Source organism: Streptomyces gossypii (assembly GCF_025165795.1).
Taxonomy (GTDB): Bacteria; Actinomycetota; Actinomycetes; order Streptomycetales; family Streptomycetaceae; genus Streptomyces; species Streptomyces gossypii.
Genome location: NZ_JAJAGO010000002.1, coordinates 144,254 through 169,058, shown reverse-complemented (window position 1 = coordinate 169,058; position 24,805 = coordinate 144,254). Strand labels below are relative to the sequence as shown.

Annotated in this window: 21 protein-coding genes and 1 tRNA gene; 13 read left to right on the top strand and 9 right to left on the bottom strand. The window is 70.7% G+C overall.

All coding sequences use genetic code 11. From position 1 onward, the window contains the following. The first annotated feature begins 47 nt into the window (after nucleotides 1-47). Both LHJ74_RS04240 and LHJ74_RS04235 read left to right on the top strand, forming a co-directional pair. On the top strand, nucleotides 48-1,184 hold the full coding sequence (locus LHJ74_RS04240) for an aminotransferase class I/II-fold pyridoxal phosphate-dependent enzyme (RefSeq protein ID WP_260216137.1): 1,137 nt from the start codon (nucleotides 48-50) through the stop codon (nucleotides 1,182-1,184). A gap of 115 nt (nucleotides 1,185-1,299) precedes the next feature. Then, nucleotides 1,300-3,636, top strand: coding sequence for a serine/threonine-protein kinase (locus LHJ74_RS04235; RefSeq protein ID WP_260216136.1), 2,337 nt, complete (start codon nucleotides 1,300-1,302; stop codon nucleotides 3,634-3,636). A gap of 45 nt (nucleotides 3,637-3,681) precedes the next feature. Here the strand turns inward: LHJ74_RS04235 and LHJ74_RS04230 are convergent, their stop codons facing one another. Further along, nucleotides 3,682-4,482, bottom strand: a complete 801-nt coding sequence (locus LHJ74_RS04230; RefSeq protein WP_260216135.1) for a DUF5324 family protein — start codon at nucleotides 4,480-4,482, stop codon at nucleotides 3,682-3,684. A gap of 224 nt (nucleotides 4,483-4,706) precedes the next feature. Between LHJ74_RS04230 and LHJ74_RS04225 the strand changes: the two genes are divergently transcribed. Together LHJ74_RS04225 and LHJ74_RS04220 are read left to right on the top strand one after the other, a co-directional pair. Next, nucleotides 4,707-5,234 (top strand): peptidylprolyl isomerase, encoded by a 528-nt coding sequence (locus LHJ74_RS04225; protein WP_260216134.1) that lies wholly within the window; start codon nucleotides 4,707-4,709, stop codon nucleotides 5,232-5,234. 112 nt (nucleotides 5,235-5,346) lie between these two features. Then, a complete protein-coding gene (locus LHJ74_RS04220) occupies nucleotides 5,347-6,219 on the top strand; it encodes a rhomboid family intramembrane serine protease (protein ID WP_260216132.1) in 873 nt (290 codons plus the stop codon). Nucleotides 6,220-6,574: 355 nt separating this feature from the next. On the opposite strand, the gene crgA is transcribed toward LHJ74_RS04220, so the two are convergent. Beyond that, on the bottom strand, nucleotides 6,575-6,832 hold the full coding sequence (gene crgA / locus LHJ74_RS04215) for a cell division protein CrgA (RefSeq protein ID WP_260216131.1): 258 nt from the start codon (nucleotides 6,830-6,832) through the stop codon (nucleotides 6,575-6,577). Between the two features lie 105 nt (nucleotides 6,833-6,937). On the opposite strand from crgA, the gene LHJ74_RS04210 reads away from it, so the two are divergent. The 5 genes from LHJ74_RS04210 to LHJ74_RS04190 all read left to right on the top strand — a co-directional run bounded on the left by LHJ74_RS04210 (nucleotide 6,938) and on the right by LHJ74_RS04190 (nucleotide 11,196). Then, nucleotides 6,938-7,675, top strand: coding sequence for a DUF881 domain-containing protein (locus LHJ74_RS04210; RefSeq protein ID WP_260216130.1), 738 nt, complete (start codon nucleotides 6,938-6,940; stop codon nucleotides 7,673-7,675). Between the two features lie 161 nt (nucleotides 7,676-7,836). Then, on the top strand, nucleotides 7,837-8,016 hold the full coding sequence (locus tag LHJ74_RS04205; protein WP_260216129.1) for a hypothetical protein: 180 nt from the start codon (nucleotides 7,837-7,839) through the stop codon (nucleotides 8,014-8,016). Then, entirely contained in the window at nucleotides 8,016-8,648 is a 633-nt protein-coding gene (locus LHJ74_RS04200) for an aminodeoxychorismate/anthranilate synthase component II (protein WP_260216128.1), read from the top strand. The genes LHJ74_RS04205 and LHJ74_RS04200 overlap by 1 nt, the downstream gene beginning before the upstream one ends. Further along, nucleotides 8,645-10,246: a class E sortase gene (locus LHJ74_RS04195; RefSeq protein ID WP_260216127.1), complete on the top strand. Its 1,602-nt coding sequence runs from the start codon at nucleotides 8,645-8,647 to the stop codon at nucleotides 10,244-10,246. The genes LHJ74_RS04200 and LHJ74_RS04195 overlap by 4 nt, the downstream gene beginning before the upstream one ends. Nucleotides 10,247-10,530: 284 nt before the next feature. Further along, nucleotides 10,531-11,196 carry a class E sortase gene (locus LHJ74_RS04190; RefSeq protein ID WP_375546671.1) on the top strand — a complete coding sequence of 222 codons (666 nt, stop codon included), beginning with the start codon at nucleotides 10,531-10,533 and terminating at the stop codon, nucleotides 11,194-11,196. Between the two features lie 152 nt (nucleotides 11,197-11,348). Here the strand turns inward: LHJ74_RS04190 and pknB are convergent, their stop codons facing one another. The 6 genes from pknB to LHJ74_RS04160 form a co-directional block, all read right to left on the bottom strand. After that, entirely contained in the window at nucleotides 11,349-13,379 is a 2,031-nt protein-coding gene (gene pknB, locus LHJ74_RS04185) for a Stk1 family PASTA domain-containing Ser/Thr kinase (RefSeq protein ID WP_260216123.1), read from the bottom strand. Nucleotides 13,380-13,734: 355 nt separating this feature from the next. Then, nucleotides 13,735-15,210, bottom strand: coding sequence for a peptidoglycan D,D-transpeptidase FtsI family protein (locus LHJ74_RS04180; RefSeq protein WP_260216121.1), 1,476 nt, complete (start codon nucleotides 15,208-15,210; stop codon nucleotides 13,735-13,737). After that, a complete protein-coding gene (locus LHJ74_RS04175) occupies nucleotides 15,207-16,622 on the bottom strand; it encodes an FtsW/RodA/SpoVE family cell cycle protein (RefSeq protein ID WP_260216120.1) in 1,416 nt (471 codons plus the stop codon). The genes LHJ74_RS04180 and LHJ74_RS04175 overlap by 4 nt, the downstream gene beginning before the upstream one ends. Nucleotides 16,623-16,638: 16 nt before the next feature. Beyond that, complete coding sequence (locus tag LHJ74_RS04170) at nucleotides 16,639-18,231, bottom strand: Stp1/IreP family PP2C-type Ser/Thr phosphatase (RefSeq protein ID WP_375546670.1); 1,593 nt, start codon at nucleotides 18,229-18,231, stop codon at nucleotides 16,639-16,641. Between the two features lie 42 nt (nucleotides 18,232-18,273). Continuing rightward, entirely contained in the window at nucleotides 18,274-18,783 is a 510-nt protein-coding gene (locus LHJ74_RS04165) for an FHA domain-containing protein FhaB/FipA (RefSeq protein WP_260216119.1), read from the bottom strand. Between the two features lie 10 nt (nucleotides 18,784-18,793). Further along, nucleotides 18,794-19,660 carry an FHA domain-containing protein gene (locus LHJ74_RS04160; protein WP_260216118.1) on the bottom strand — a complete coding sequence of 289 codons (867 nt, stop codon included), beginning with the start codon at nucleotides 19,658-19,660 and terminating at the stop codon, nucleotides 18,794-18,796. A 375-nt stretch (nucleotides 19,661-20,035) separates the two neighbouring features. Between LHJ74_RS04160 and LHJ74_RS04155 the strand changes: the two genes are divergently transcribed. Continuing rightward, a tRNA-Leu gene (locus tag LHJ74_RS04155) sits at nucleotides 20,036-20,119 on the top strand. Between the two features lie 260 nt (nucleotides 20,120-20,379). On the opposite strand, the gene LHJ74_RS04150 is transcribed toward LHJ74_RS04155, so the two are convergent. Next, nucleotides 20,380-21,453 (bottom strand): methyltransferase domain-containing protein, encoded by a 1,074-nt coding sequence (locus LHJ74_RS04150; protein ID WP_260216117.1) that lies wholly within the window; start codon nucleotides 21,451-21,453, stop codon nucleotides 20,380-20,382. Between the two features lie 137 nt (nucleotides 21,454-21,590). Here LHJ74_RS04150 and LHJ74_RS04145 point away from each other — a divergent pair, with 137 nt between their 5' ends. The 3 genes from LHJ74_RS04145 (at nucleotide 21,591) to LHJ74_RS04135 (ending at nucleotide 24,804) form a co-directional block, all read left to right on the top strand. Then, entirely contained in the window at nucleotides 21,591-23,066 is a 1,476-nt protein-coding gene (locus LHJ74_RS04145; RefSeq protein ID WP_260216116.1) for a dihydrolipoyl dehydrogenase family protein, read from the top strand. 148 nt (nucleotides 23,067-23,214) lie between these two features. Beyond that, the gene (locus LHJ74_RS04140; protein ID WP_260216115.1) at nucleotides 23,215-24,003 is read left to right on the top strand and encodes an MTAP family purine nucleoside phosphorylase; all 789 of its coding nucleotides are present in this window, start codon (nucleotides 23,215-23,217) and stop codon (nucleotides 24,001-24,003) included. A gap of 18 nt (nucleotides 24,004-24,021) precedes the next feature. Beyond that, nucleotides 24,022-24,804 (top strand): TIGR04283 family arsenosugar biosynthesis glycosyltransferase, encoded by a 783-nt coding sequence (locus LHJ74_RS04135; protein ID WP_260216114.1) that lies wholly within the window; start codon nucleotides 24,022-24,024, stop codon nucleotides 24,802-24,804. Nucleotide 24,805: the final 1 nt, after the last annotated feature.

The following is a 24,805-nucleotide window of genomic DNA, read 5'->3' as shown; positions in this document are numbered from 1 at the left end:
GGCAACCGACGGCCGCACGGACCCGTGCACCACCCGGAAGGAAACCGATGGCAACGAGTCATGCGAGCCCACCGCCCTTCGGGGCCTCCGAACTCGACAAGTTCTCCGCCTACCGCGCCACGGAGGCGACGGAACATGCGAACACCGAAGAGATACTGGACCTGTCGAACAACGAACTCATGCTCCCCCCGCTGCCGACCGTTGCGGAGTCGCTGCGGGAGACCAACCTTCAGGTCAACCTCTATCCGGACCCCGCCGCCCGCTTCCTGAGCACCAACCTGGCCCGGCACTTCGGTGCCGCCCGCGAAGAGACCGTGGTGGGACCGGGCAGCGGCGGCGTACTGGCACAGCTGCTGCTCGTCCTCGCCGGCAAGGGCGACGAAGTGCTCTACGCCTGGCCGGGGTTCGACGCCTATCCGCTGCTGATAGCCGTCACCGGTGCCACGGGGGTCGCGGTGCCGCTCACCTCGACGGGCGAGCACGACCTGGCGGGGCTGCTGGCGCAGGTCAACCCGCGTACGCGCGCGGTCATCCTGTGCTCTCCGCACAACCCCACGGGACGCCGCATCGCCCGGAGCGACCTGAGCTGGTTCCTGGAGCGCCTCCCGCCGCATGTGGTCACCATCCTCGACCAGGCGTACATGGAGTTCGACGAGGAGGACGATCCGCACGATCTCGAACTGATCCGCTCCTACCCGGGCGTCGTGCTGCTCCGCACCTTCTCCAAGGCGTACGGGCTGGCGGGCCTGCGGGTCGGCTACGCGTTCGCCTCGTCCGAGATCGCCCGGCGCGCACGCAAGACGGTGATCCCCTTCTCCGTCACCCAGGCCGGGGAGCGGGCGGCCGTCGTCTCCATGGCGCAGGAGAAGGAACTGGCCGAACGGCTGGCGCTGGTGAGGCGCTTGCGTGCGGACCTCGAGCGCGACCTCGGGGCGCAGGGTCTGACGCCCACGGCCTCGTCGGGGAACTTCGTCTGGCTGCCCCTCGGCGAATCCTCCGACCGCTTCGCCGCGGCGGCGCTGCGGGCCGGAGTACGGGTGAGGTCCTACTCCGGTGACGGGGTGCGGATTTCGGTGGGGACCCAGGAGACCCACCGGCGCGTACTCCTGGCAGCACGGTCGTTCGTCTCCGAAACCGTGCCCCAGTCTGCGACTGAGCCGGTGTCAGCGGAGGCGCCCGTATAGGCCGCGGAGACGCCCGAGTGGGGTGGGGGCAGCAGGCAAAGGGCCGGGCCGACGAGGGGCGGACCCGGCCCGGTCCGGGCGAACGGGCCTGTCGTGCGGGGCACTTGATCAAGCCATGTCCATGGGTATCGTGCGTGCTGCGGCGATGGTCCGTGACGTGTGGAGCGGCTTGAGCGGGGGCGGCGTGGCGGAGTTCTCAGTGTTCACGGCACTGGAGGCGGGGGATCCGCGCCGGATAGGCAAGTACCGGATCGTGGCCCGGCTGGGCGCAGGCGGCATGGGCCGGGTGTTTCTGGGCCGTTCGCCCGGAGGCCGCGCCCTGGCGGTCAAGGTCGTGCGCGAGGAACTCGCCGAAGACGCCGCCTTCCGGCAGCGGTTCACCCGCGAGGTGGCGACGGCCCGCCGGGTCACCGGATTCTTCACCGCCACGGTTGTCGATGCCGACCCGCAGGGCACCCCGGCATGGCTGGCCACGGAGTACGTGCCCGGGATGCACCTGGGCGACGCGGTGGCGGCACACGGACGGTGGCCCGAGGCGAGCGTCCTGGCGCTGGGCGCGGGGCTGGCCGAGGCGCTGGAGGCAATCCATGACGCCGGGGTGATCCACCGGGACCTGAAGCCCTCGAACGTGCTGCTGGCACCGGACGGTCCACGGGTCATCGACTTCGGTATCTCGGCCGCGGCCGAGATGAGCGCGCTCACCCAGTCCGGCACGGTGGTCGGTACCCCCGGCTTCATGTCCCCCGAGCAGCTCGCGAGCGGTGAGCCGGTCCGTCCGGCGAGCGATGTGTTCTCGCTGGGGGCGGTACTGGCTTTCGCGGCCACCGGTTCCGGCCCGTTCGGCGCCGGTGCGGCCCAGGCCCTGAACTACCGCATCGTCCATGAGCAGCCTGATCTGCGTGCCCTGCCCCCGGTCCTGGGCGCGGTGGTGGCCAGGTGTCTGGCCAAGGAACCGGGGCAGCGTCCCGCCGTTGCGAGCCTGGTCGAGGAGTTCGACGGCGCCTTCCGGGAGGGAGCGCAGGAGGGCCCCCGGTTCCTTTCCGGGCACAGCTGGCTCCCGCAGCCGGTGGCCGAGGCGCTCCAGGAACACCGCCGTGTCGGGGCCGGAGCCGGGGGCGGCGGCGACCCGGCCGCGCCGCACTCGCCCACGCGGACGAGCGAGCCGGTCGGCCCGGCGCGGCCTCCGGCACCGGTCCACCCTCCGACCGCCCTCGCGTCTCCGGCCCCGGCGCCACCCGCCTCGTCGCCGTCGTCGCCCGCGATTCCCCCGGACGTCCCGCCGCCCGGACGGACCCGCAGGCGGGCACTCCTCAGCCTGGCGGGACTGGCCACAGCCGGTGTCGGCTACACCGGCTTCCAGCTCCTCGGTGGCAACGGCGCCGACTCGGGCGGTGACTCGAGCGGCGACGGTCCCGCCACCCGCTCCCGGAAGAGCGGTACGCAGCGGTGGTCCCTCCCGGGCTTCGTCGTGACCACCAACGCGGAACTCGTCGACGGCACCCTCCACGTCGGAGGCGGTGTGCCGCACACCGTCTACGCGCTCGACCCTGCCACCGGTGAGGAACGCGGAGCCTTCCCCGTGAAGGAAGCGGTCGAGTCGCTGGCCGCGGCGGACGGCCTCGTCTACGTCGGCGCCTACGACGGCGTCGTGTACGCCCTCGACGCCGCCACCGGCAAGCAGCGCTGGACCTTCCGTACCAAGAGCGACAAGACGGCGCCCTCGCTGACCGCCGCCGGAGGCACCGTCTATGCGGGCAGCGGGGAGGCCGACCTGCACGCCCTGGACGGCGCCACCGGAGAGCAGCGCTGGGCCGTCCCCTTCCCCGACCGCGACTGGCTGCCGCCGGCGCCCCCGGCGGTCGTGCGCGGCACCGTCTACCTGGGCACCAGCGGCGGCAGACTGCACGCGCTCGACACCGGCACCGGAAAGCGGCGCTGGGCCTTCCCCACCAGGGAGTCCGTGCGGTCGACGGCCAAGGTCGCGGGCGACACCGTCCACCTCGCCGACAACGGCGGCAACCTGTACGCGCTTGACGCGGCCACGGGCAGGCAGCGCTGGATCTTCTCCACCAGGGCCGGGTGGGCGTCGTCTCCGGCTGTCACCGAAAGCACCGTCTTCACCTGCGACGTGGAGGGCAAGCTGTACGCGGTCGACGCCGCCACGGGCAAGCAGCGCTGGACCCTCCCCACCCAGGGCAAGGCGCCGGAGCCGGTCGTCGCCGAGGGCACCGTCTGCGTGGCGGGCGGCGACGGCCTTCTGTACGCCGTCGACGCGGCCACCGGCAAGCAGCGCTGGGCGTACCAGACCGAGGCGGTGACCGGGTCGGACAAGGACAAGCCCAAGGCGGCCCTGCTCTCGACACCGGTCATCGCCGACGGCGCCGTCTACTGCAGTGTCAGAGGCCACCGCGGCCTGAAGGAGGATTACTCGCTCTACGCGGTGACGCTCTGACCTCTGCTCCCTGACCTCTGCTGCTTCCTGCCCTTGCGCGCCCGGTCAGCGCGGCTCGTCGCCCCGGCGCCGCTCCGCCTCGGACTTGCCCTCGGACTTGCCCTCGGACTTCCCCTTGGCCTTCGCCTCCGACTCCGGCGCAGCCGACTCCGCCGCCTCCGGCCCCACCTCGGCCTGCTTCACCTCGTCCTCCGGGCCCGAGCCGTCCACGGAGCTGAACGCCGACCGCCCACCGACCTCCGTCGCGGGAGGCGGCTCCACCAGCCAGTCCGGGTTCGCCTGCTGGTCCCACCAGCGCCAGGCCGCGTACGCGCCGCCCGCCACCAGCCCGGCCAGCCCGAGCCGCCGCATCAGCTTGCCCCGGCGCGCACGGCGCTCCCGGTGGCGCACCAGCTTCTCGATCTCGCTGGGGCTCACCTCGCCCCGCAGCGCCGCCAGGGCGGCGGCACTGCGCGCCCGTGCCTCGTCCCGCGCCGGACCTGCCGCCGTACGCGCCTCCGTGAGGGCGCTCTCCACCCGCGGCAGCGTGTAGTCGGCGGCCTGCCGTGCCGCCTTGCGGGTGCTGCGGGCGGCGCGGGTGGCGGACTGGTCCAGCTCGGGGGGCAGCGCTTCGCGGGCCTTGATCAGGCGCGGCGAGACATGCGTGCTGTAGCCCTCGCGGGCCGAGCAGCGGGCGTGCCGGGCCGCCGTGGACACCTTGGGACCCAGCCGGGCGCCCGCCTCTTGGGCGTAGTGCGAGGCGGTGCCCCTGGCCGTCTCCGCGTAGGGCGCCGCTGCCTCGGCGGCATGCCGCACACTCTCCCTGGCGCTGTCGGCCGCGGCGCGTGCGCTGTCAATGCGGGTCACGGATTCCTCCTCCTCGGTCGTGTCCGGGATCCGGACGGTTCGGACGATTCGGAGGGCGTTCCTCCGAGAAGACACATGTCTCGCGTTCCACTCGTAGCGCAGATCATGCCCGGCGGGCGGGTGCCCGGCATGTGAGAGGGGGCATCCGGGTCACGGCGGAACGGTCCTCCCGGCTGTCCGTGGGAGACTCGGGCGAGTCAACGCACACTGATGGAAGGTAGATCGTGGCTGAGCAGCTTTACGCCACCCTGAAGACCAACCAAGGCGACATCGAGGTGCAGCTCTTCGCCAATCATGCCCCGAAAACGGTCAAGAACTTCATTGAGCTCGCCGAGGGCTCTCGGGAGTGGACCAACCCGGAGACGGGCCAGAAGACGAATGCCAGGCTGTACGACGGCACCATCTTCCACCGGGTGATCAGCGGTTTCATGCTCCAGGCGGGCGACCCGCTGGGCAACGGCACCGGCGGCCCGGGGTATGAGTTCGGGGACGAGTTCCACCCGGATCTCGCCTTCGACCGTCCGTACCTGCTGGCCATGGCGAACGCCGGGCCGGGCACCAACGGCTCGCAGTTCTTCATCACGGTGGCGCCCACCGCGTGGCTGACGGGCAAGCACACCATCTTCGGTGAGGTCACCACCGAGGCGGGCAAGAAGGTCGTCGACGCCATCGGCGGCGCCAAGACCAACCCGCGTACCGACCGTCCGGTCAACGACGTCGTTATCGAGTCGGTCGTCATCGAGCGCCGCTAGACAGACTCTGAGCCCTCCCCGGTAATCCGGGAACTGATCCGCCCCACTCGGCCGTAGAACCGTCATACGGGCATACGGTCAGGTGGGGCGGATCAGGCTGAAGGGGAAGTCCATGGAGCAGGATGAGTCGGTGGCCGTCTGCTACCGGCACCCGGATCGCGAGACGGGCATAAGCTGCACGCGCTGTGAGCGGCCCATCTGCCCGGAGTGCATGATCACGGCGTCCGTCGGTTTCCAGTGCCCGGAGTGCGTCAGGACCGGGGCCGGCACCGGGCAGCATCCCCGGGCGAGCCAGCCGCGCACGCTCGCGGGCGGTTCGGTCGCGGCCGATGCCCGGCTGGTCACCAAGGTGCTGCTGGCGCTCAACGTGGCGCTGTTCATCGCGGTGCAGACGGCGGGCGACCGGCTCACGGCGGATCTGGTGATGATCGGCCAGTGGCCGCACGACAGCTTCTACCTGCCGACCGAGGGTGTCGCCGAGGGGCAGTGGTACCGCCTGCTGACCTCTGCCTTCCTGCACCAGGAGATCTGGCACATCGGCATGAACATGCTGGGGCTGTGGTTCCTGGGGCCGCCCCTGGAGGCCGCCCTCGGGCGGGCCCGGTTCCTGGCGCTGTATCTGCTGTCCGCGCTCGGCGGCAGCGCTCTGACGTATCTCATCGCCGATCCGGCGGCGCCCTCGCTCGGCGCGTCCGGTGCGATCTTCGGCCTGTTCGGTGCCACGGCGGTGCTGATGCGCCGACTCCAGTACGACATGCGGCCGATCCTGGTGCTGCTGGTTGTCAACCTGGTGTTCACTTTCACCTGGTCCGACATCGCCTGGGAGGCGCACATCGGCGGCCTCGCCTTCGGCGCGGTGATCGCGTACGCGCTGGTGCACGCGCCGCGTGAGCGGCGGGCGCTGGTGCAGTACGGCACCTGCGGGGCGGCGCTGCTGGTGATCGTGGCGGTGTGCGTGCTGCGCACGCTGGCTCTGACCGGCTGACTCGCTGTCCCCGGCTGACCGCAGCCTGACTATCTGACGACCTGACCAACCGATCAATCCGGCCCGGCTCCCGGCTGGGCAATCGGGTGGGAACGGGCCCGTGGAGCCGGGCCGAGGGCCCGTTCCGCCGAGTTGTCCACAGCATGCGTCGGATCTTGTGCATGAAGTGTGGAAGCGACCTCCGGATTCGCTCAGAGGTACGTTTCCCCTGCAAGATCGGGGGACGCGGCCTGCCGAGCGAGCCCACACCGGTCACACCGGCGTCAACACCAGTTGAGTTATCCACAGATCTTCTGAGTTTTCCAAGGGTGTGGATCAACCTGTGGATAACTCCAGGGGTGGGCTTGGCGGACCGCTACTTCCACTGGGTGGAGACGACGAACCCACCCGCGATGAAGCCGAAGCCGACGACGATGTTCCAGTTCCCCAGGGCATCGACGGGCAGGCTGCTGTCCGTCACGTAGAAGACGACGATCCACGCCAGGCCGATGCCGAACAGTGCCAGCATGAGCGGGGCGACCCAGCGGCGCCCCCCACCGCCCATGTCGAGCTTCGTGGTCTTCGCCGCCGGCGGCGTGAAATCTTCCTTCTTGCGGATCCGTGACTTCGGCACGAGGAAACTCTCCTGTCGATGCGCTTCGTGACCGCGCGGGTGAATCGTTGGAACGGTGGTCCGTTAGCGTAGTGCTAATCAGGGGCTGAGGGAGACAGGGGTACGGTGTCCAATTTTCGCATCCGACCTGCCCGGCTGGCCACAGTCGGTATCTTCGCACTCGCCGGACTGCTCTTCTGGATCAGCTTCGACACCTCACAGGGCACGAACATCCGTACGGACGACTCCATGCTCCGCCTGTCCGACCTTATCCGGGAGCGGAGCAAGAAGAACGGCAAGCTGGAATCCTCCGCCGCCGATCTGCGCGCGACCGTCGACTCCCTGGCCGAACGTGACGGCGGCAGCACCAAGGAGGAGGAGCGCGCGCGGCAGAAGCTCAAGCGCTCCGCCGGCACGACGGAGGTCTCCGGTGAGGCCCTCACCGTCACCCTGAGCGATGCCCCGCCGGACGCCACCGCCCTCGTCCCCGACGTCCCCGAACCGCACCCCAACGACCTGGTGATCCACCAGCAGGACCTCCAGGCCGTCGTCAACGCCCTGTGGCAGGGCGGCGCCGAGGGCATCAGGGTGATGGACCAGCGGCTGATCAGCACCAGCGCCGTCCGCTGCGTCGGCAACACCCTGATCCTCCAGGGCCAGGTCTACTCACCGCCCTACAAGGTCACCGCCGTCGGTGACCCCGACCGCCTCCGCAAGGCCGTCGACGGCTCCCCCACCATCCAGAACTACATGCAGTACGTCGAGGCGTACGGGCTCGGCTGGAAGGTCGAGGGTCATGACGCGATGACGCTGCCCGGCTACTCCGGCACGGTCGAACTCCAGCACGCCACCCCCGCCGGGTGAACCGCGGCGACCGTCCGCGGCGCCGTCGCCCGCGAAGGTGAGCCGTCCCCCGATGCGCTGACGGCAGTCGCTGATCGACTCCCCGGCGCGAGGTAGGCCGTTACTCTGGTGGACGCTGGTCGCGCCGCGGCGGCGCGTGGACGGAAGGACGGCATCAGAGGATGTACGGCTGGATCTGGCGGCACCTGCCGGGCAACGCCTACGTGCGGGCGCTGCTCTCTCTCGTGCTGGCACTCGGCGTGGTGTACGTGCTGTTCCAGTACGTCTTCCCATGGGCGGAGCCACTGCTCCCGTTCAACGATGTGACGGTCGACGACGGCGGCGAGAGCGGAGTGGGCTGATGGGCGCCACACGGATCCTGGTCGTCGACAACTACGACAGCTTCGTCTTCAACCTCGTCCAGTACCTGTACCAACTGGGCGCTGAGTGTGAGGTCGTACGGAACGACGAGGTGCTCACGGAGCACGCGGAGGACGGCTTCGACGGCGTCCTCCTCTCGCCCGGCCCCGGTGCGCCCGAGCAGGCGGGCGTGTGCGTCGACATGGTGCGGCACTGTGCGGGCAGCGGGGTGCCGCTCTTCGGGGTGTGCCTCGGCATGCAGTCCATCGCTGTGGCCTACGGCGCGGTCGTCGGCCGCGCTCCGGAACTGCTGCACGGCAAGACCTCGCCGATGCACCACGAGGGCGCCGGGGTCTTCGCCGGGCTGCCCTCCCCCTTCACCGCCACCCGCTACCACTCCCTCGGAGTGCGCGAGGAGACGATTCCGGACGAACTGCCGGTCACGGCCTGGACGGAGTCGGGCGTCGTGATGGGACTGCGGCACCGCGAGCTGGCGGTGGAGGGCGTGCAGTTCCACCCCGAGTCGGTGCTGACGGAGTGGGGGCACCGGATGCTCGCCAACTGGCTGGCGGAGTGCGGGGACGCGGGCGCGGTGGAGCGGTCCGCAGGGCTGGCCCCGGTCGTCGGCACGTGACCTCGGTGCGCCCGGGGCACGGAGGCGCGGGGGGCGACCCGTACGGCGGCGACCCGTACGAGGGTGACCCGTCTGGTGAGCAGCACGGCGGCGAGCGGTACAGCGGTGACCCGTACGGTGCCGACCAGTACGTCGCGGACCCTTACGCGCCGCCGGACCCGTACGCGCAGCCGGGCGCCTACGAGGCGGCGGTGGACGCGCTCGCCGACCCGCTGACCGATCCGCTGCCGGGCAGGCTGCCCGGACCGGAGCCCGGAGATACGGGGCCGGTCGACACGGCGGAGGTTGCGGGTGCGCCGATGACGCCGGTTACGGCGCACAGCTCGCCGTGGTTCCGGCCGGCCCAGGAGCCACAGCGGCCCCAGACGCAGCACAGCGGCGTCGCGGAGACGGGGTGGCCCCCCGACACCGCCTCGTACTACGAGCCCTACACAGCGCCGTACACCGAGCCGTACACGGAACCCGTCGAGCCCGCCCCCGCCCCGGCTCCGGCTCCGGCCCCGGAACCCGTCAACCCCGCCGCGTCGCACTGGGCGGCGCCCCCCGATCCGGCCGCCGGGCCCATGACGCCCCGGGTGGAGTGGGGCAGCGACCTCCCCGCCTCACACGGTGACGTGTCCGAGACGGCCGCCCTCCCGCTGGCGGAACTGAATCTCCAGCAGGGCCCGGTCCCCGAACCGGCCCCGCAGCCACCGGCCCCCGCGCGCCCCCGCGCTCGCTCCGCCGCTTCCCGTGCCGAGGAGGACGAGCGGGACAGCACCGTCGGGCTGCGGCGCCCCGAGGGCGCCGAGCTGGGCAGGGCCGCGCGGCGCAAGGCCGCCACGACGAAGGGCCGGAGCCGCAAGAGCACGGCCCCGGCCGCCCCGCCGCCGCGCGCGGGCACACGACTGGAGGCGCGCCGGGCCGCCCGCGCGGCGAAGGACGGTCCGGCCGTCATCCTCAGCCGCTTCATCGGTGAGGTGTTCATCACGTTCGGCGTGCTGATGCTGCTGTTCGTGGCCTACCAGCTGTGGTGGACGAACGTCCTGGCGCACCAGGCGGCGGGCAAGGCGGTCGACGATCTGGAGGACCGCTGGAAGCAGAGCCCGGAGCGGAAGCCGGGCAAGTTCGAGGCGGGCGAGGGCTTCGCGATCATGTACATCCCGAAGCTGGACATCCGGGTCCCGGTCGCGGAGGGAGTGGACAAGCAGTCGGTCCTGGACAAGGGCATGGTCGGCCACTACGACGCGAAGTCCGGGCTCAAGACGGCGATGCCGTGGGACAAGAAGGGAAACTTCTCCGTCGCCGGGCACCGCAACACCCATGGGGAACCCTTCCGCTACATCAACAAACTGGTGGACGGTGACGTGATCATCGTGGAGACGGCGGACACCTACTACACGTACAAGATGCACAGCCGCCTGCCGTCGACCTCGCCGTCGAACACGACGGTGGTCCAGCCGGTCCCGCCGCAGTCCGGTTTCACCAAGCCCGGGCGATACGTGACGCTGACGACCTGCACTCCCGAGTTCACCTCGAAGTACCGTCTCATCGTCTGGGGCAAAATGGTCGAGGAGCGTCCGCGGAGCAAGGGCAAGCCGGACGCTCTCGTCGGGTAGTCGGTGGCAGCGCGGGAGACGGGGCGTAGACGGTGGCAGAGCACGGGCGGGACGTCGAGGACGGCGAGCCTTCGGCCACCCCGGATCCGCAGAAGGACACACCCGCGGAAGAGGCCGCGGACACCGCGGAGATACCGGGGAGCGCGGCGACAACGGAGCCCGAGTCAGACCCAGAGCCGAAGCCCGAGTCAGAGCCCGAGTCAGAGCCCGAGTCAGAGCCCGAGACGGACGCGCCCGCCGCCACCCCACCCCGCCGTACCAGCCGTACGCGCGGCACGCTCGCCGTGATCGTCAGCGGCTTCGGCGAACTGCTGATCACCGCCGGGGTCATCCTCGCCCTGTTCGTCGTCTACTCGCTGTGGTGGACGAACGTGGTCGCCAACCGGGAAGCGGACCGCAAGAGCGAGAAGGTGCGCGACAACTGGGCACGGGACCGCGGGGGTTCCGAAGGCCCGGGGGAACGGGCCCTCAAGGAGGGCATCGGCTTTCTGCGCGTGCCGTCCATGTCGGACGACGACATCCTCGTCACCAAGGGAACCGCGACCAAGGAGCTGAACCACGGCACCGCGGGCTACTACACGAAGCCGGTCAAGTCGGCGCTGCCCTGGGACCAGTCGGGCAACTTCGCTCTCGCCGCCCATCGCGACGGCCACGGCGCGAAGTTCCACGACATCGACAAGATAGAGAAGGGCGACCCGGTCGTCTTCGAGACGAAGAACACCTGGTACGTCTACAAGGTCTACAAGACGCTGCCGAAGACCTCGAAGTACAACGTCGACGTGCTGAAGGAGATCCCGGAGGTCTCGGGCAAGAAGGAGGCCGGGCGCTACATCACGCTCACCACCTGCACGCCCGTCTACACCTCCAAGCACCGCTACATCGTGTGGGGTGAACTGGTCCGCACCGAGTCCGTCGACGCGGAGCGCACCCTGCCCAAGGAGATCCGCTGACCGCGGCGCCGCGAACGTCCGGCCCCCTCTGCGCCACCAGCATGGGTGATTGAGGCCCCTGGTCCCCCGGCGGGGCAACCACCTGCAGGGCGCACGAAACGGCGGCGCCTCCCGCACCGCGCGGGAGGCGCCGCCGCTCTTCGCCGTGCGGCTCAGTCGCGGTCGCCGCGCATGCCTTCGAGGAAGCCGCCGTCGCCGCCGGGGCCGCCGTCGCCACCGCCCGGCCCGCCGCCGCCACCGGGGCCACCCCCGTCGTCACCCGGCTTGCCGGGGCGGGCGTAGATGGTCACCTTGTCGCCCTTCTTGAGCTGGGTGTTGGCGGGCGGGTTGGTGGTCATGACGGTGGCGTTGTTCTCGTCCGGAGCGCCGGTGACCTCCACCTTGAAGCCCGCGCCCTCCAGCGCGCCGCGTGCGTCCTTCACCAGCTGATTGGTGACGTCCGGGACGGTGGCGGGCTGTTCGGCCGGGGCCTTGGCGACGGTCAGGGTGACCTGGCTGCCGTCCCCCGCCTTGGAAGACGGTGCCGGGGTCTGGGCGAGGACCTCGTTGGCCGGGCTGTCCGGGTCCTCCTGCTCGACCTTGACCACGGTGAACCCGAGCGATTCCAGCTGGGTCTTGGCCGCGTCGTAGTTCTGGCCGACGACGTCGGGCACGGTGGTCTGGGTCTGCGTCGCCACGGTGAGGGTGACGTTGGAGCCGCGCTTGGCCTTCTCGCCGGCGTCCGGAGACTGGGTGATGACGGTGCCCTGGGCCTGCTCGGACTCCACGGTCGTCTGCTTGACCTTGAAGCCCTTGTCCTCCAGCTCCTGCTTGGCGCCCTCGTAGTTGTCGCCCTCGACGTCCGGGATCTCGACGGGCGCGGCGCCCTTGGACATCGTCAGGCTGACCGTCTCGCCCTTCTCGATCTCGGTGCCCGCCGCCGGATCACTGGAGCAGATCGTGTCCTTCTTCTGCTTGCAGTACTTGCTCTGGCCCTTCTGGACCTCGAAGCCGCCGTTGTCGGCGAGTTGCTGCGCGTCGGCGTAGGACTGGCCGGCGAGTTCGGGCACCGGCACGCTGCCCGTGTCCTTCTCGTTGCTGCTGAACAGCGCCTGCCCGATGAAGATCGCGCCGACCAGGACGAAGACCAGCGCGATGACGAGCAGGATCGTCGAGGTGTGACTCTTCCGCGGCTCCCGGCGCCGGCCGCCGCGCGGGTCGTCGTCGTACATCCCGCCGTCGTCGTTGCGGACGGGCGGCAGCATCGAGGTGTGCTGATCCTGGGCGCGCAGTGCTGTGGTCGGGGTGTCCTCCGGGTAGCCGCCGTAGGCCGCGGCGCCCATCCCCGCAGCCGCGGCGACGGGCTGGCCGTCGAGGCATGCCTCGATGTCGGCGCGCATCTCGTCGGCGCTCTGGTAGCGGTAGTCCGGGTCCTTGACGAGTGCCTTGAGGACGATCGCGTCCATCTCGGGCGTGATCTCGGGGTCGAAGGAGCTGGGCGCCTGCGGCTCCTCCCGTACGTGCTGATAGGCCACCGCGACCGGCGAGTCGCCGATGAACGGGGGCCGGACGGTGAGGAGTTCGTAGAGCAGGCAGCCGGTGGAGTAGAGGTCGGAGCGGGCGTCCACCGACTCGCCCTTCGCCTGCTCGGGCGAGAGGTACTGGGCGGTGCCGATGACGGAGGAGGTCTGCGTCATGGTCATGCCGGAGTCGCCCATGGCGCGCGCGATGCCGAAGTCCATGACCTTGACCTGGCTGCCGCGCGTGAGCATGACGTTCGCGGGCTTGATGTCGCGGTGGACGATGCCGTTGCGGTGCGAGTACTCGAGCGCCTGCAGAATGCCGACGCACATTTCCATCGACCGCTCCGGCAGCAGCTTGCGGCCGGAGTGGAGCAGCTCACGGAGGGTGGAGCCGTCGACGTACTCCATCACGATGTAGGGGATGGAGACCTGGTCGACGTAGTCCTCGCCGGTGTCGTAGACCGCGACGATCGCCGGATGGTTGAGCGAGGCCGCGGACTGGGCTTCGCGGCGGAAACGGGCTTGGAACGACGGGTCGCGCGCGAGGTCGACCCGGAGCGTCTTCACCGCGACGGTGCGGCCCAGACGCGTGTCATGAGCGAGGTACACCTCGGCCATGCCACCACGGCCGAGCACCGAGCCCAGCTCGTACCGGCCGCCGAGGCGACGCGGCTCTTCCATAGTCTCCAGCCCTCTCCGTACGTCCGGGCCGCACCTGGCGTGCGGCCCGGCGGTGTGCTGCTCGGCTTACGACTCGGTACACGATAGCCAGCGGGCTCCCGGCGTCATGCGACTCCGTCTCCTGCGTTCTCGTCGGTCAACGACGCTCCGCGTCGCCTTCCTCCTCCGCCCTGGATCCCGAAGCCGCATGACGCCGCTCGCTTGTCCACTGGCTATCGTGCACCAAGTCGTTACGGTACCCGGCCCGAGTGACGTGCCGTGCGGGGTCGGAGTGACCCCGGTCACCGGGGCGGTGCGCTCGCTGTGCCGTGTCTCACGTCGGCGCGGCGACCGGCGCCCGTCCCGTCCGTCCCTCTCACTTCTTCTCCTCGAGGATCGCTTCCATGACACCCTTCGCGACCGGGGCTGCGAGCTTGCTGCCCGCGATCTCGTCACGGGCGGTGCTCGAACTCTCGATCACGACGGCGACCGCCACCGGGGACGAACCGTCTTCGCCCTTGGCGTAGGAGACGAACCAGGCGTACGGGTTCTTGCTGTTGTTCTCACCGTGCTGAGCGGTACCGGTCTTTCCGCCGACCTTGACGTTGGGAATCTGAGCCGTCTTTCCGGTGCCCTTCTCGACGACCGTCTCCATGGCCTCCTGGAGCTTCTGCGCGTTCTCCGGGGAGACCGGTTGGCCCATTTCCTCGGGGTTCGTCTGCTCGACGACGTTGAGGTTGGGAGCGACCAGCTTGTCGACCATGTACGGCTTCATCAGCTTGCCGTCGTTGGCGATGGCGGAGGCGAACATGGCCACCTGGAGCGGGGTGGCGCGGTTGCTGGCCTGACCGATGCCCGCCATGGCGTTCTGCGGGCGGTTGTCCTCCGGGTAGACGCTCTCCGCGGCGCGGACGGGGATGTCCAGCTTGTCCTCGCCGTAGCCGAACTTCTGGGACATCTCCTGCATCTTTTCGTTGCCTAGGTCGTCGCTGATCTTGGCGAAGACCGTGTTGCAGGACCACTGCAGAGCGACCCGGATCGAACCGTCCTTGCACCCCGGGTGGTTACCGTCGTTGCCCAGGGGGTCGCCGGTGGTCTGCGGCAGTTGGTACGGGTCGGGCGAGTCGGTCTTGCCGTCGAGGCTGTAGTCCCCGCTCTCCAGCGCCGCCGCCGCCGTGACCAGCTTGTACGTGGAGCCGGGCGGATAGGTCTGGCGCAGCGCCCGGTTGAGCATCGGCTCGTCCGGGTTCTCCTTCTTCTGGAGCGCCGCCCACGCCTCCGCGTCCTCGTCGCTGCTTCCGGCGAAGCTGGACGGGTCGTAGGAGGGCGTGGTGGCGAGGGCGAGGACGGCGCCGGTCTGCGGGTCGATCGCGGCGACGGCGCCCTTCTTGTCGCCCAGCCCTTCGAAAGCGGCCTTCTGCGCCTTCGAGTTCAGCGTGGTGACGACGTTGCCGCCCTTCTGCGGCTTGCCGGTGAGCATGTCGATGGTGCGGTTGAAGAACAGCCGGTCGTCGTCGCCGGTGAGGATTCCGTCGTAGAGCTTCTCCAGCTGGGAGGCGCCGAACGCCTGGGAGGCGTACCCGGTGACCGGGGCCCACAGCTTGCCGTCCTTGAACGTGCGCTTGTACTTGAAGTCGGTGCCGCCGGTCTCTTTGGACCCGGTGATCGACTTGCCGTCGCTGGTGAGGATGTTGCCGCGCGGCTGGGCGTAGCGGTCGATCTTGACGCGGCGGTTGTCCTCATGGTTGGCCAGTTCGTCGGCCTGCACGAACTGGACCCAGTTGACGCGTACCAGCAGCGCGAGGACGAGCAGGCCGCAGAAGATCGCTACCCTGCGGAGTGGCTTGTTCACGGTCGGACCACCTGGGTCATCTCGGCGTCAGGGGAAGGTGCCGGGGCGGGAGCCGGTCTGCGGGCAGTGTCGCTGATGCGCAGCAGGATGGCGATAAGCGCCCAGTTGGCGATCACCGAGGAGCCGCCCTGTGCGAGGAAGGGCATCGTCATGCCGGTGAGCGGGATGAGGCCGGTGACACCGCCCGCGACGACGAAGACCTGGAGTGCGAAGGCGCCCGACAGGCCGACGGCCAGCAGTTTGCCGAAGGGGTCGCGCGCGGCCAGGGCGGTGCGCATGCCGCGCTCGACGAGCAGCCCGTAGAGCACCAGGATCGCCATCAGGCCGGCCAGGCCCAGCTCCTCGCCGACGGTGGCGAGGATGTAGTCGCTCTTGGGGGCGATGCCGCCGATCAGCCGGGAGAGGCCCTGACCCAGGCCGGAGCCGAGCATGCCGCCGGAGCCGAAGGAGAACATGGCCTGGGCGGTCTCGGTGACGCCGTCGTTGGAGGCGTGGGCGAGCGGGTCGAGCCAGTTGTTGACGCGGTCTTCCACATGGCTCGTCGTCGAGGCGACGGCGACGGCACCGGCGGAGCTCAGCAGGAGGCCGAAGACGACCCAGCTGGTCCGCTCGGTGGCCACGTACAGCATGATCACGAAGAGGCCGAAGAACAGCAGCGAGGTGCCCAGGTCGGTCTCGAAGACGAGGATCATCAGGCTGAGTCCCCAGATGGCCAGGATCGGACCCAGGTCACGGCCGCGGGGCAGGTAGAGGCCCATGAAGCGGCGGCTCGCGAGCGCGAGGGCGTCCCGCTTGACCATCAGGTAGCCCGCGAAGAAGATCGCGATGATGATCTTCGCGAACTCGCCGGGCTGAAGCGAGCCGATGCCCGGCAGGGTGATCCAGATGCGGGCGCCGTTCCGGGCCGGGAAGAAGATCGGCAGGATCAGCAGGACCAGCGCCACGACCATGGAGATATAGGTGAAGCGCTGCAGGACGCGGTGGTCCTTGAGGAAGATGAGCACGCCGAGGAAGAGCGCCACGCCGAGCGTCGACCACATCAGCTGGCCGGGCGCCATCGCGCCGCCGAGTTCCGGTGTGGTGATGCTCGGCTCCTGGTCGAGGCGCCAGATCAGCACCAGACCGAGGCCGTTGAGCAGGGTGGCGATGGGCAGCATCAAGGGATCGGCGTACGGCGCCCAGCGGCGTACGACCAGATGGCCGACGCCGGCGAGAAGGCCGAGGCCGAGGCCGTAACCCAGCATGCCCGCGGGGAGTTCGCCCTCCTTGGCGAGCCCCACGTTGGCGTAGGCGAACACCGGGATGAGCACCGCGAAGATGAGCATCGCCAGCTCGGTGTTGCGGCGGCTCGGCAGGCCCCCGGGGGAGACCGTGGTGTTGCTGCCGGTGTTGACGTTGAGATTACTGCTCATCTGAGCTGCGGCCCCCCTACGGTGCGGTGCACTGCTTGGCGAGCTCCTCGCGCTGTTCCTCCGAGAGCCGGGGGCCTGGAGTCGGAGTGCCGGAACTCTTGCTGGTGGCGTTGTCGGTGCGCAGGGAGGCCTTGTCGCCGGCACCGGCGCCGCCGTTCTCGCCCGCCTTGTCCTGACCGCCCCCGCCATCCGCGGGCTTCTCCTGCTTCTCCTGTTTGTCCTGCTTGTCGGCGGTCGCGACGTCCTTGCAGACGTCGGCCTGGGCGCGGAGTTCGTCGATCTTCTCCCGCGCCTGGTCGAGGCTGTCGTAGGCGATGGTGTCCTCGACCTGCTCGCGCTGGTAGAAGGGCAGGTACTTGAGTTCGATCGCGGGGTGGTCCTCGTCGACCTCGCTCAGGCTGATCCCGGCCAGCTCCTGGCTGATGCCCTGGTACAGGGCGACGTGGTCGTCGTCCTTGGCGCCGACGTAGTACTGCGTCTGCGTCCACCGGTAGCCGCCGTAGAGACCGCCGCCGACGACCGCGAGCGCCAGCGCGATCAGCAGCGACCGCTTCACCCACTTCCCGCGCCCGCCACCGGGCTTGGCGGCGTAGTCGCCGCCGTCCCCGCTGCCGTCGTAGGCGCCGAACGAACCGGCGGGCGGGGGCGGCGAGGCGGGGCCGGCGCCGCTGCCGGGCGGGCCGAAGCCTTCCGCGGGCGGTGTGCCCCCGGAGGGCTGCGGCGGTACCTGGCGGCCCAGTTCGGCCGCGCGGGACGCGGGTGTCTGCGCGTCACCGCCGAGCTGGTGCTGGTTCTCCGCGACGGCGCCCACGATCACCGGGGTGTCGTTGAGCTGCTCGGCGAGGGTGTCGTTGCCGTCGACGTCGAGGACGTCGGCGATGATGCAGGTGATGTTGTCGGGGCCGCCGCCGCGCAGGGCGAGCTGGATCAGATCCTGCACGGTCTCGTGCGGGCCCTGGTAGCTGGCGAGGGTCTCCTCCATCGTCTGGTGTGAGACGACGCCGGAGAGGCCGTCGGAGCACAGCAGATAGCGGTCTCCGGCCCGCACCTCCCGGATGGAGAGGTCCGGTTCGACGTGGTCGCCACTGCCCAGCGCGCGCATCAGCAGCGAGCGCTGCGGGTGGGTGGTGGCCTCCTCCTCGGTGATCCGGCCCTCGTCGACCAGCCGTTGCACCCAGGTGTGGTCCTGGGTGATCTGGCTCAGCTGGCCGTCGCGCAGCAGGTAGGCGCGGGAGTCGCCCACATGCACGAGGCCGAGGCGCGCTCCCGTCCACAGCAGGGCGGTGAGCGTGGTGCCCATGCCCTCCAGCTGGGGGTCCTCCTCGACCATCACGCGCAACTGGTCGTTGGCGCGCTGCACGGCGTTGCCGAGCGCGGTCAGCAGGTCGGAACCGGGAATGTCCTCGTCCAGCTGCACGATGGTGGAGATCACCTCCGAACTGGCGACCTCACCGGCGGCCTGGCCGCCCATCCCGTCGGCGACAGCGAGCAGTCGCGGACCGGCATAGCCGGAGTCCTCGTTGTGCTCGCGGATCATGCCGTCGTGCGATCCGGCGGCAAAGCGCAGCGACAGACTCATGCGCACCTCGCCCGTCGGCTCCGGGTACATCCGCACGGTGCCCACCCTCCGGTCGTCATCTCTTCGGCCTGTCTATTTCCGCAGCTCGATGACCGTCTTGCCGATACGGATCGGCGCTCCGGGCGGAATCGGCGTCGGTGTGGTGAGTCTGGTCCGGTCGAGGTAGGTGCCGTTCGTGGACCCGAGGTCCTCGACGATCCACTGACCGTCCCGGTCCGGGTAGATCCTGGCATGCCTGCTCGACGCGTAGTCGTCGTCCAGCACGATCGTGGAGTCATGGGCGCGGCCCAGGCTGATCGTCTGGCCCTGGAGCGCGACGGTCGTGCCGGTGAGCGAACCTTCGGAGACCACCAGCTTGGTGGGAGCTCCGCGGCCGCCGCGGTTGCGGCGGCCGGACTGCTGCTGCGGCGCCTGCTGCGGTTGCTGCTGGCGCGGTGGCCGGGCGTCGTTGCGCCGCGCGGCGCGCTGGGTCACCCGGGTGCCGAACAGGTCACTCCGAATGACCTGGACCGCGACGATGACGAACAGCCACAGTACGGCGAGAAAACCCAACCGCATGACCGTCAGGGTCAGCTCTGACATTGCCCCCGCTTCACCCTTCGGCTTGCCGGTAAATGATCGTGGTGCTGCCCACGGCGATGCGTGAGCCGTCGCGGAGCGTAGCGCGAGTGGTGTGCTGTCCGTCCACCACGATGCCGTTGGTCGATCCCAGATCCTGGATCGAGGAGGGATTTCCGGCACGGATCTCACAGTGCCGGCGGGACACTCCGGGGTCGTCGACGCGTACGTCGGCCTCGGTGCTGCGGCCCAGAACGAGGGTGGCGCCGGAGATCTGGTGGCGGTTGCCGTTGATCTCGATCCAGCGCCGGGTTTCGGCACGCGGCAGCGGACCGCTCGCACCGGGGGCGTACGAGGGGGCCGCGGACGGCGCCGAAGGGGGCATGGGGGGCGGGGCGCCGGCGGGCCGCGGGGGGCTCCCCGGTCCGGCGCCGGGCGGTGCGGACGGGCCGGGCGGGGCGCCCGCGCCGGTGGGGCCTCCTGCCGCGGGGCCCGCGCCGGGGCCGCCGGGCTGCACCTGGGAGGTGCTGGAGGCGAGGGTGCGGCTGCGCACCCGGTAGAGGCCGGTGTCGAGATCCTCGGCCTTCTCCAGGTGCACCTTGACGGGGCCCATGAAGGTGTAGCGCTGCTGCTTCGCGTAGTCGCGCACCATGCTGGAGAGCTCGTCGCCGAGCTGGCCCGAGTAGGGGCTGAGGCGCTCGTAGTCGGGGGTGCTCAGCTCGACGATGAAGTCGTTGGGGACGACGGTCCGCTCGCGGTTCCAGATCGTGGCGTTGTTGTCACACTCGCGCTGCAGGGCACCGGCGATCTCGACGGGCTGCACCTCGGACTTGAACACCTTGGCGAAGGTGCCGTTGACGAGACCTTCGAGCCGTTGCTCGAAACGCTTCAGAACTCCCACGGTGCACCTCCTTCCAGATGACTGCCGTTCCGGTGCGGCCCTTCCGCTCCAGTGTGGCCGAACGCGGACATGCCGCACTGCCGGTACCGACCGGTCCTACTGATCGTATCCACGCACGGGCGGAACGGGTGGTTCCCCGGAGCGCCCCCGCCCTCGAGTGTCACCCCTCACACCCTTGCATGGATCGCGGGGGCCCAGCCGGTGCCCCTTCCCGTTCCTGGTCCCAGTGTCCCCCAGTGCGTGCCGGGGGCGTGCCGATATGGAGGTGAAGGCACCCGGAGCAGCGTGCTAATCTTCTCGATGTCGGCAGGCGCCCGGCCTCGAGCAGGCACCGGCTGACAAGCGTTCTTCCCCAGTTTCTGGGGGAGCACCCATGCGCGGGTGGCGGAATAGGCAGACGCGCTGGATTCAGGTTCCAGTGCCCGAAAGGGCGTGGGGGTTCAACTCCCCCCTCGCGCACAGAGATCATCAGGCTCTGACCAGTGTTTCTGGTCAGAGCCTGCTCTGTTTGGCTTGCTCTGGCCTGGCCTGGCCTGATCTGCTCTGTTCTGGCCTGTTCTGGCCTGTCGTGGAGGGCCGCGTGCCTGCGCGCGATCGGTGCGAGGCGCCCGTGACCGCCACTGTGGGGAACCTCTCGGCACACCCGTGAGGTGCTGAGAGGTCCTGGTCGGCCCTTCTCGCGAGGGCGGGGCAGCCCCGAGGCCCGCGGAGCCGCACCCTCAGCAGCAGGCGGCTCCCGTGGCCGTCGGGCCTGCCGCCGGGAGCCGGCCCGGGGTGGCGCAGGGGAAGAGGCCGTGGTGGGTCGTCTTGTCGCCCGTCAGGGCGAAGTGCTTCGCGTAGCGGGTGGCGGCGAGCATGTCGGCGGTGTTGCCGCAGACCAGGGCGGGTTTGCCGGCCGGGAAGCGGTGGTGGTCGTCCAGGTCGAAGGCGTGCGGGTGCTCCGGCAGTGTGCCCCGGTAGACGGCGAGCTGGCCGTAGTCCTCGCAGCGGTCCTCCAGCGGGAGCTTGAATGCCCGTACGGTGCGGGAGGTGAAGGTGGCGAATCCGGCCCGCTGTGCCACCTCCGGGTCGCTGAGGGTCACCGGCGTGCTGGAGACCGTGCGGACGTCCGCGCAGCCGGAGTCCGCCAGCAGGCGGCGGAAGTCCTCGGTGTAGAGGGCGCCGCCCAGGCATTCGCCGAGCAGCAGGGGGTCTTCGCGCAGGGAGGCCGGGAGGCGGCGGTCGGCGAAGATGTCGGAGAAGTAGAGCTCGCCGCCGGGCTTGAGCGCCCGGAAGATCTCCTGGAAGACCCGGGGCTTGTCCGGGGACAGGTTGAGCACGCAGTTGGAGACGACCAGGTCCACCGAGGCGTCCTCGATCCCGGCGCCGCGCAGATCCTCGATATACCCCTGCTGGAAGCGGACGTTGGCGTGCCCGAAGCGCTCCGCGTGCCAGTCCTGGTGGCGTACGGCCACGGCCAGCTGCTCTTCCGTCATGTCCACGCCGATGACCTGGCCCTGCTCGCCGACCAGTTGGGAGAGGACGTAGCAGTCGCGTCCGCTGCCGCAGCCCAAGTCCAGCACGGTGGCGCCCTCCAGGGCCGGCGGGATCGGGGAGCCGCAGCCGTAGAAGCGGTCCTGGACCTCCTCGTGCACGCGGGCGAGTGCCGCGGCGACGTGCGGCGGGGGCGCCTCGGCCGTACAGCAGGCCGAGGTCCGCAGGTCGCCGGATGACTGGAGCACCTTGCCGTAGTAGTCCTTGACCGTGTCCTCGACGAAGCGGGACTCCGTGGTGCCGGGTATGCCGATGGCCATTTCGGGTCCTCTCCAAGTGGCGCCGAGTGTCCTGTGGCGCCAGGGCCCCGGGCGTACGGGGAACCGCCGCCGACCGGCGTCCGTTCACCGGCCAGCATGACAACACGCGCATCCGGAGGGAAGGCGGCACGCGGCCGATGGGACCGTACGACCTGGTGGTGATCGGCGGTGGCAGCGCGGGGCTGACGGCTGCCCGTACGGCGGGGCGGTTAGGGGCGCGCACGCTGCTGGTCGAGCGCGACCGGCTGGGCGGGGACTGCCTGTGGACGGGCTGTGTGCCCAGCAAGGCGCTGCTGCATGTGGCCGGGCAGGTGCAGGCGGCTCGTGGCGCCGCGCGCTGGGGGCTGTCGCCCGCGCCTCTCGGGCCCGCCGACCTGGCGTCGGCGATGGCGCATGTCAGGGAGGCGATCGGGGCGATCGAACCGCACGACTCCGCCGAGTCGCTGAGCGCCCTGGGTGTCGAAGTCGTGGGCGGCGGAGCCGTCTTCACCGGTCCGCGCACTCTGCGGGCCGGCGACCGGAAGATCACCTTCCGGTACGCGCTGATCGCTACTGGCTCCGCGCCCTCGCCGGCCCCCGTTCCCGGCCTGGCCGAAGCCGAGCCGCTGACCAGCGACACCGTATGGGACCTGACGGAACTGCCCGCGCGGCTGGTGGTGCTGGGCGGCGGCCCGACGGGCTGCGAGCTGGGGCAGGCGTTCGCCCGGCTCGGCTCCCGGGTCACGCTGGTGGAGGCGCGGGAGCGGCTGCTGCCGGGTGAGGAACCGGAAGCCTCCGGACTGGTGCGGGAGCGGCTGGAGGCGGAGGGCGTCCGGGTGCGTACGGGCTGGCGCGCGGCCGAGGTCGCCGAAGGCACGGTTACCGGGGGCACGGTGTCCGGGAGCGCGGTGTCCGGCTCGCCGGGCGGGGAGCCGCTGGCGTACGACGCGCTGCTGGTGGTGACCGGGCGGCGGGCCAACACCGCAGCACTGGGCTGCGGGGAGGCCGGCGTGGCACTCGGCGCGCGGGGCGCCGTCCGGGTGGACAGGCGGCTGCGCAGTACGAACCCACGGGTTTACGCGGCCGGGGACGTCACCGGGCTGTCCGCCGTCACCCACCTCGGCGGGGTGCAGGGCGCCGCCGCGGCGGTCGACGCGCTGCTGGGCGTACGGCGTCCGGTCGGCTACGGCGCGGTGCCGCAGGTGACGTTCACCGACCCCGAGGTCGGCCGGGTGGGCCTGACCGCCGCGCAGGCACGGGAGCGGCACGGCGACGCGGTACGGGTGCACACCGTCACGCACGACCGCGTCGACCGCGCGATCGCCGAGGGCCGCACCGACGGCTTCACGCGGCTCGTGCTGGGCCCGCGCGGCCGGATCGTGGGGGCCACGGTGGTGGCGCCGCGGGCCGGGGAGACCATGGCGCACCTCACCGCGGCCGTACGGCTGGGCTGGACCGCCTCGCGCTACGCGGCGACCGTCCACCCCTACCCGAGCTATGCGGACGGCCCGTGGCACACCGCCCTCAGCGAGGTCCACCGGCGTCTCGCGGCGCCGGGCGTCCGGCGGGCGACCGACGCGCTGCTGGGGCTGCGCCGCGCCGTCCACCCGGTGCGGCGGCGGGGGAGGGCGTGACGACGACCGGGGGCCGCGCCGGCTCGCGCAGGGCAGCGCACAGGCCGTGTCACCGGCGTTGTCAGCAACCGCAGGGGAGCCCGGTGACCGCAGCAGGCAGCAGTGTGGAAGGCAGGACTGTGAGAGGCAGCAGCGTGGGAGGAAGGGCATGCGCGTAGGCGTCATCACCGGATCGGGCAGCTATGCGTGGCCGCACGTCTCCGGGCAGGTGCGGCGGCAGGTGGCGACGGATCACGGCACCGTGACGGTCACCGAGGGGCGGGTCGGGGAGGCCGAGGTCGTCTACCTCTCGCGGCACGGAGAGGGGCATCACCGGCTGTCCCACCAGGTCGCGCACAAGGCGAATCTCACCGCGCTGCTCGACTGCGGGGTGGAGGCCCTGGTCTCCCTCACTGTGTGCGGCGCCGCCGATCCCGCCGCCGAGCCGGGTTCCCTGATCGTCTTCGACGATCTGCACTTCCCGGCCAACCGGCTGCCCGACGGCGGCCCTTGCACCTGGTACGACACGCCGGGGGAGCAGGGGCGCGGCCACTGGATCTTCGACTCCCCCTTCAGCGGGACGCTTCGCCGGGCGCTGACCGAGGCCGCCGCACACACCGGTGCGCCGGTGCTGGAGCGGGGCACCTACGGGCATGTGGACGGGCCGCGTTTCAACAGCCGCAGTGAGATACGGGCGTTGGCGCAGGCGGGAGTGACCGCCGTCAGTCAGACGGCGGGCCCGGAGGTGGTGCTGGCGGGCGAGAAGGAGCTGCCGATGGCGCTCGTCGGCTTCGTGACGGACTACGCGAACGGCGTCGCGGCCGAGCCCGAGCCGGTGGAGGCGCTGCTGGAGCGGATGGCGGCGAGCACCGGAATCTTCGCCTCACTCGCCGGGCACGCGCTGCCGCGGCTGGAGTGCGCGGAAGCGGCGGGGTTCGTATACCGCTTCGGTTCATGAGCCAGGTGGTGCGGCGCGATGCCTGACGGCCTGGTGCTCGCCGTGTCGATCGTGGTGCCCGTGCTGAACGAGGCCGCCACCATCGAGGGGGCGCTCCGGCGGCTGGGCCGGGACTTCCCCCACTGCGAACTCGTCGCCGTCGACGGCGGCAGCGATGACGGCACGGCCGAACTGGCCGAGCCCTGGGCCACCGTGGTGCGCGCCCCGCGCGGACGCGCCGCGCAGATGAACGCGGGCGCCAAGGCGTGCACGGGGGACGTGCTGTGGTTCGTGCACGCCGACACGGAGGTGGATCCGGCAGCGGTCGGGCAGATCCGCGCCTGCCTCGCCGACCCCCGGGTGGTCGGTGGCGGGCTCAGCCTGCGCTTCGACCGCCGTACGCCCGCGCTGAACTACCTCGCCCGCGCCTCCAACGCCCGCGCCCGCAGGCTGCACCACATCTTCGGGGACCAGGCGATGTTCGTCCGCCGTACGGTCTTCGAGGAGCAGGGCGGCTTTCCGCCGCTGGCCATCATGGAGGACCTGGAGATGTCGCGGCGGCTGAACCGCCGGGGGCGGCTGTGCCTGCTGCCCGCGACGTCGACGGCCTCCGCCCGGCGCCTCGTACGGCATGGGACCTGGCGCATGATCGTGTTCATGCAGTACCTCAAGCTGCTCTATTTCCTGGGCGTCGACCCGGAGCGGATCCGGCGGCGCTATGCGGCGGGGCCGCGGTTCCGCCGCACCCGCAGCTCGCCTAGCACCCGCAGCACCCGCAGCACCCGCAGCACCCGCAGCACCCGCAGCACCCGCAGCACCTGAG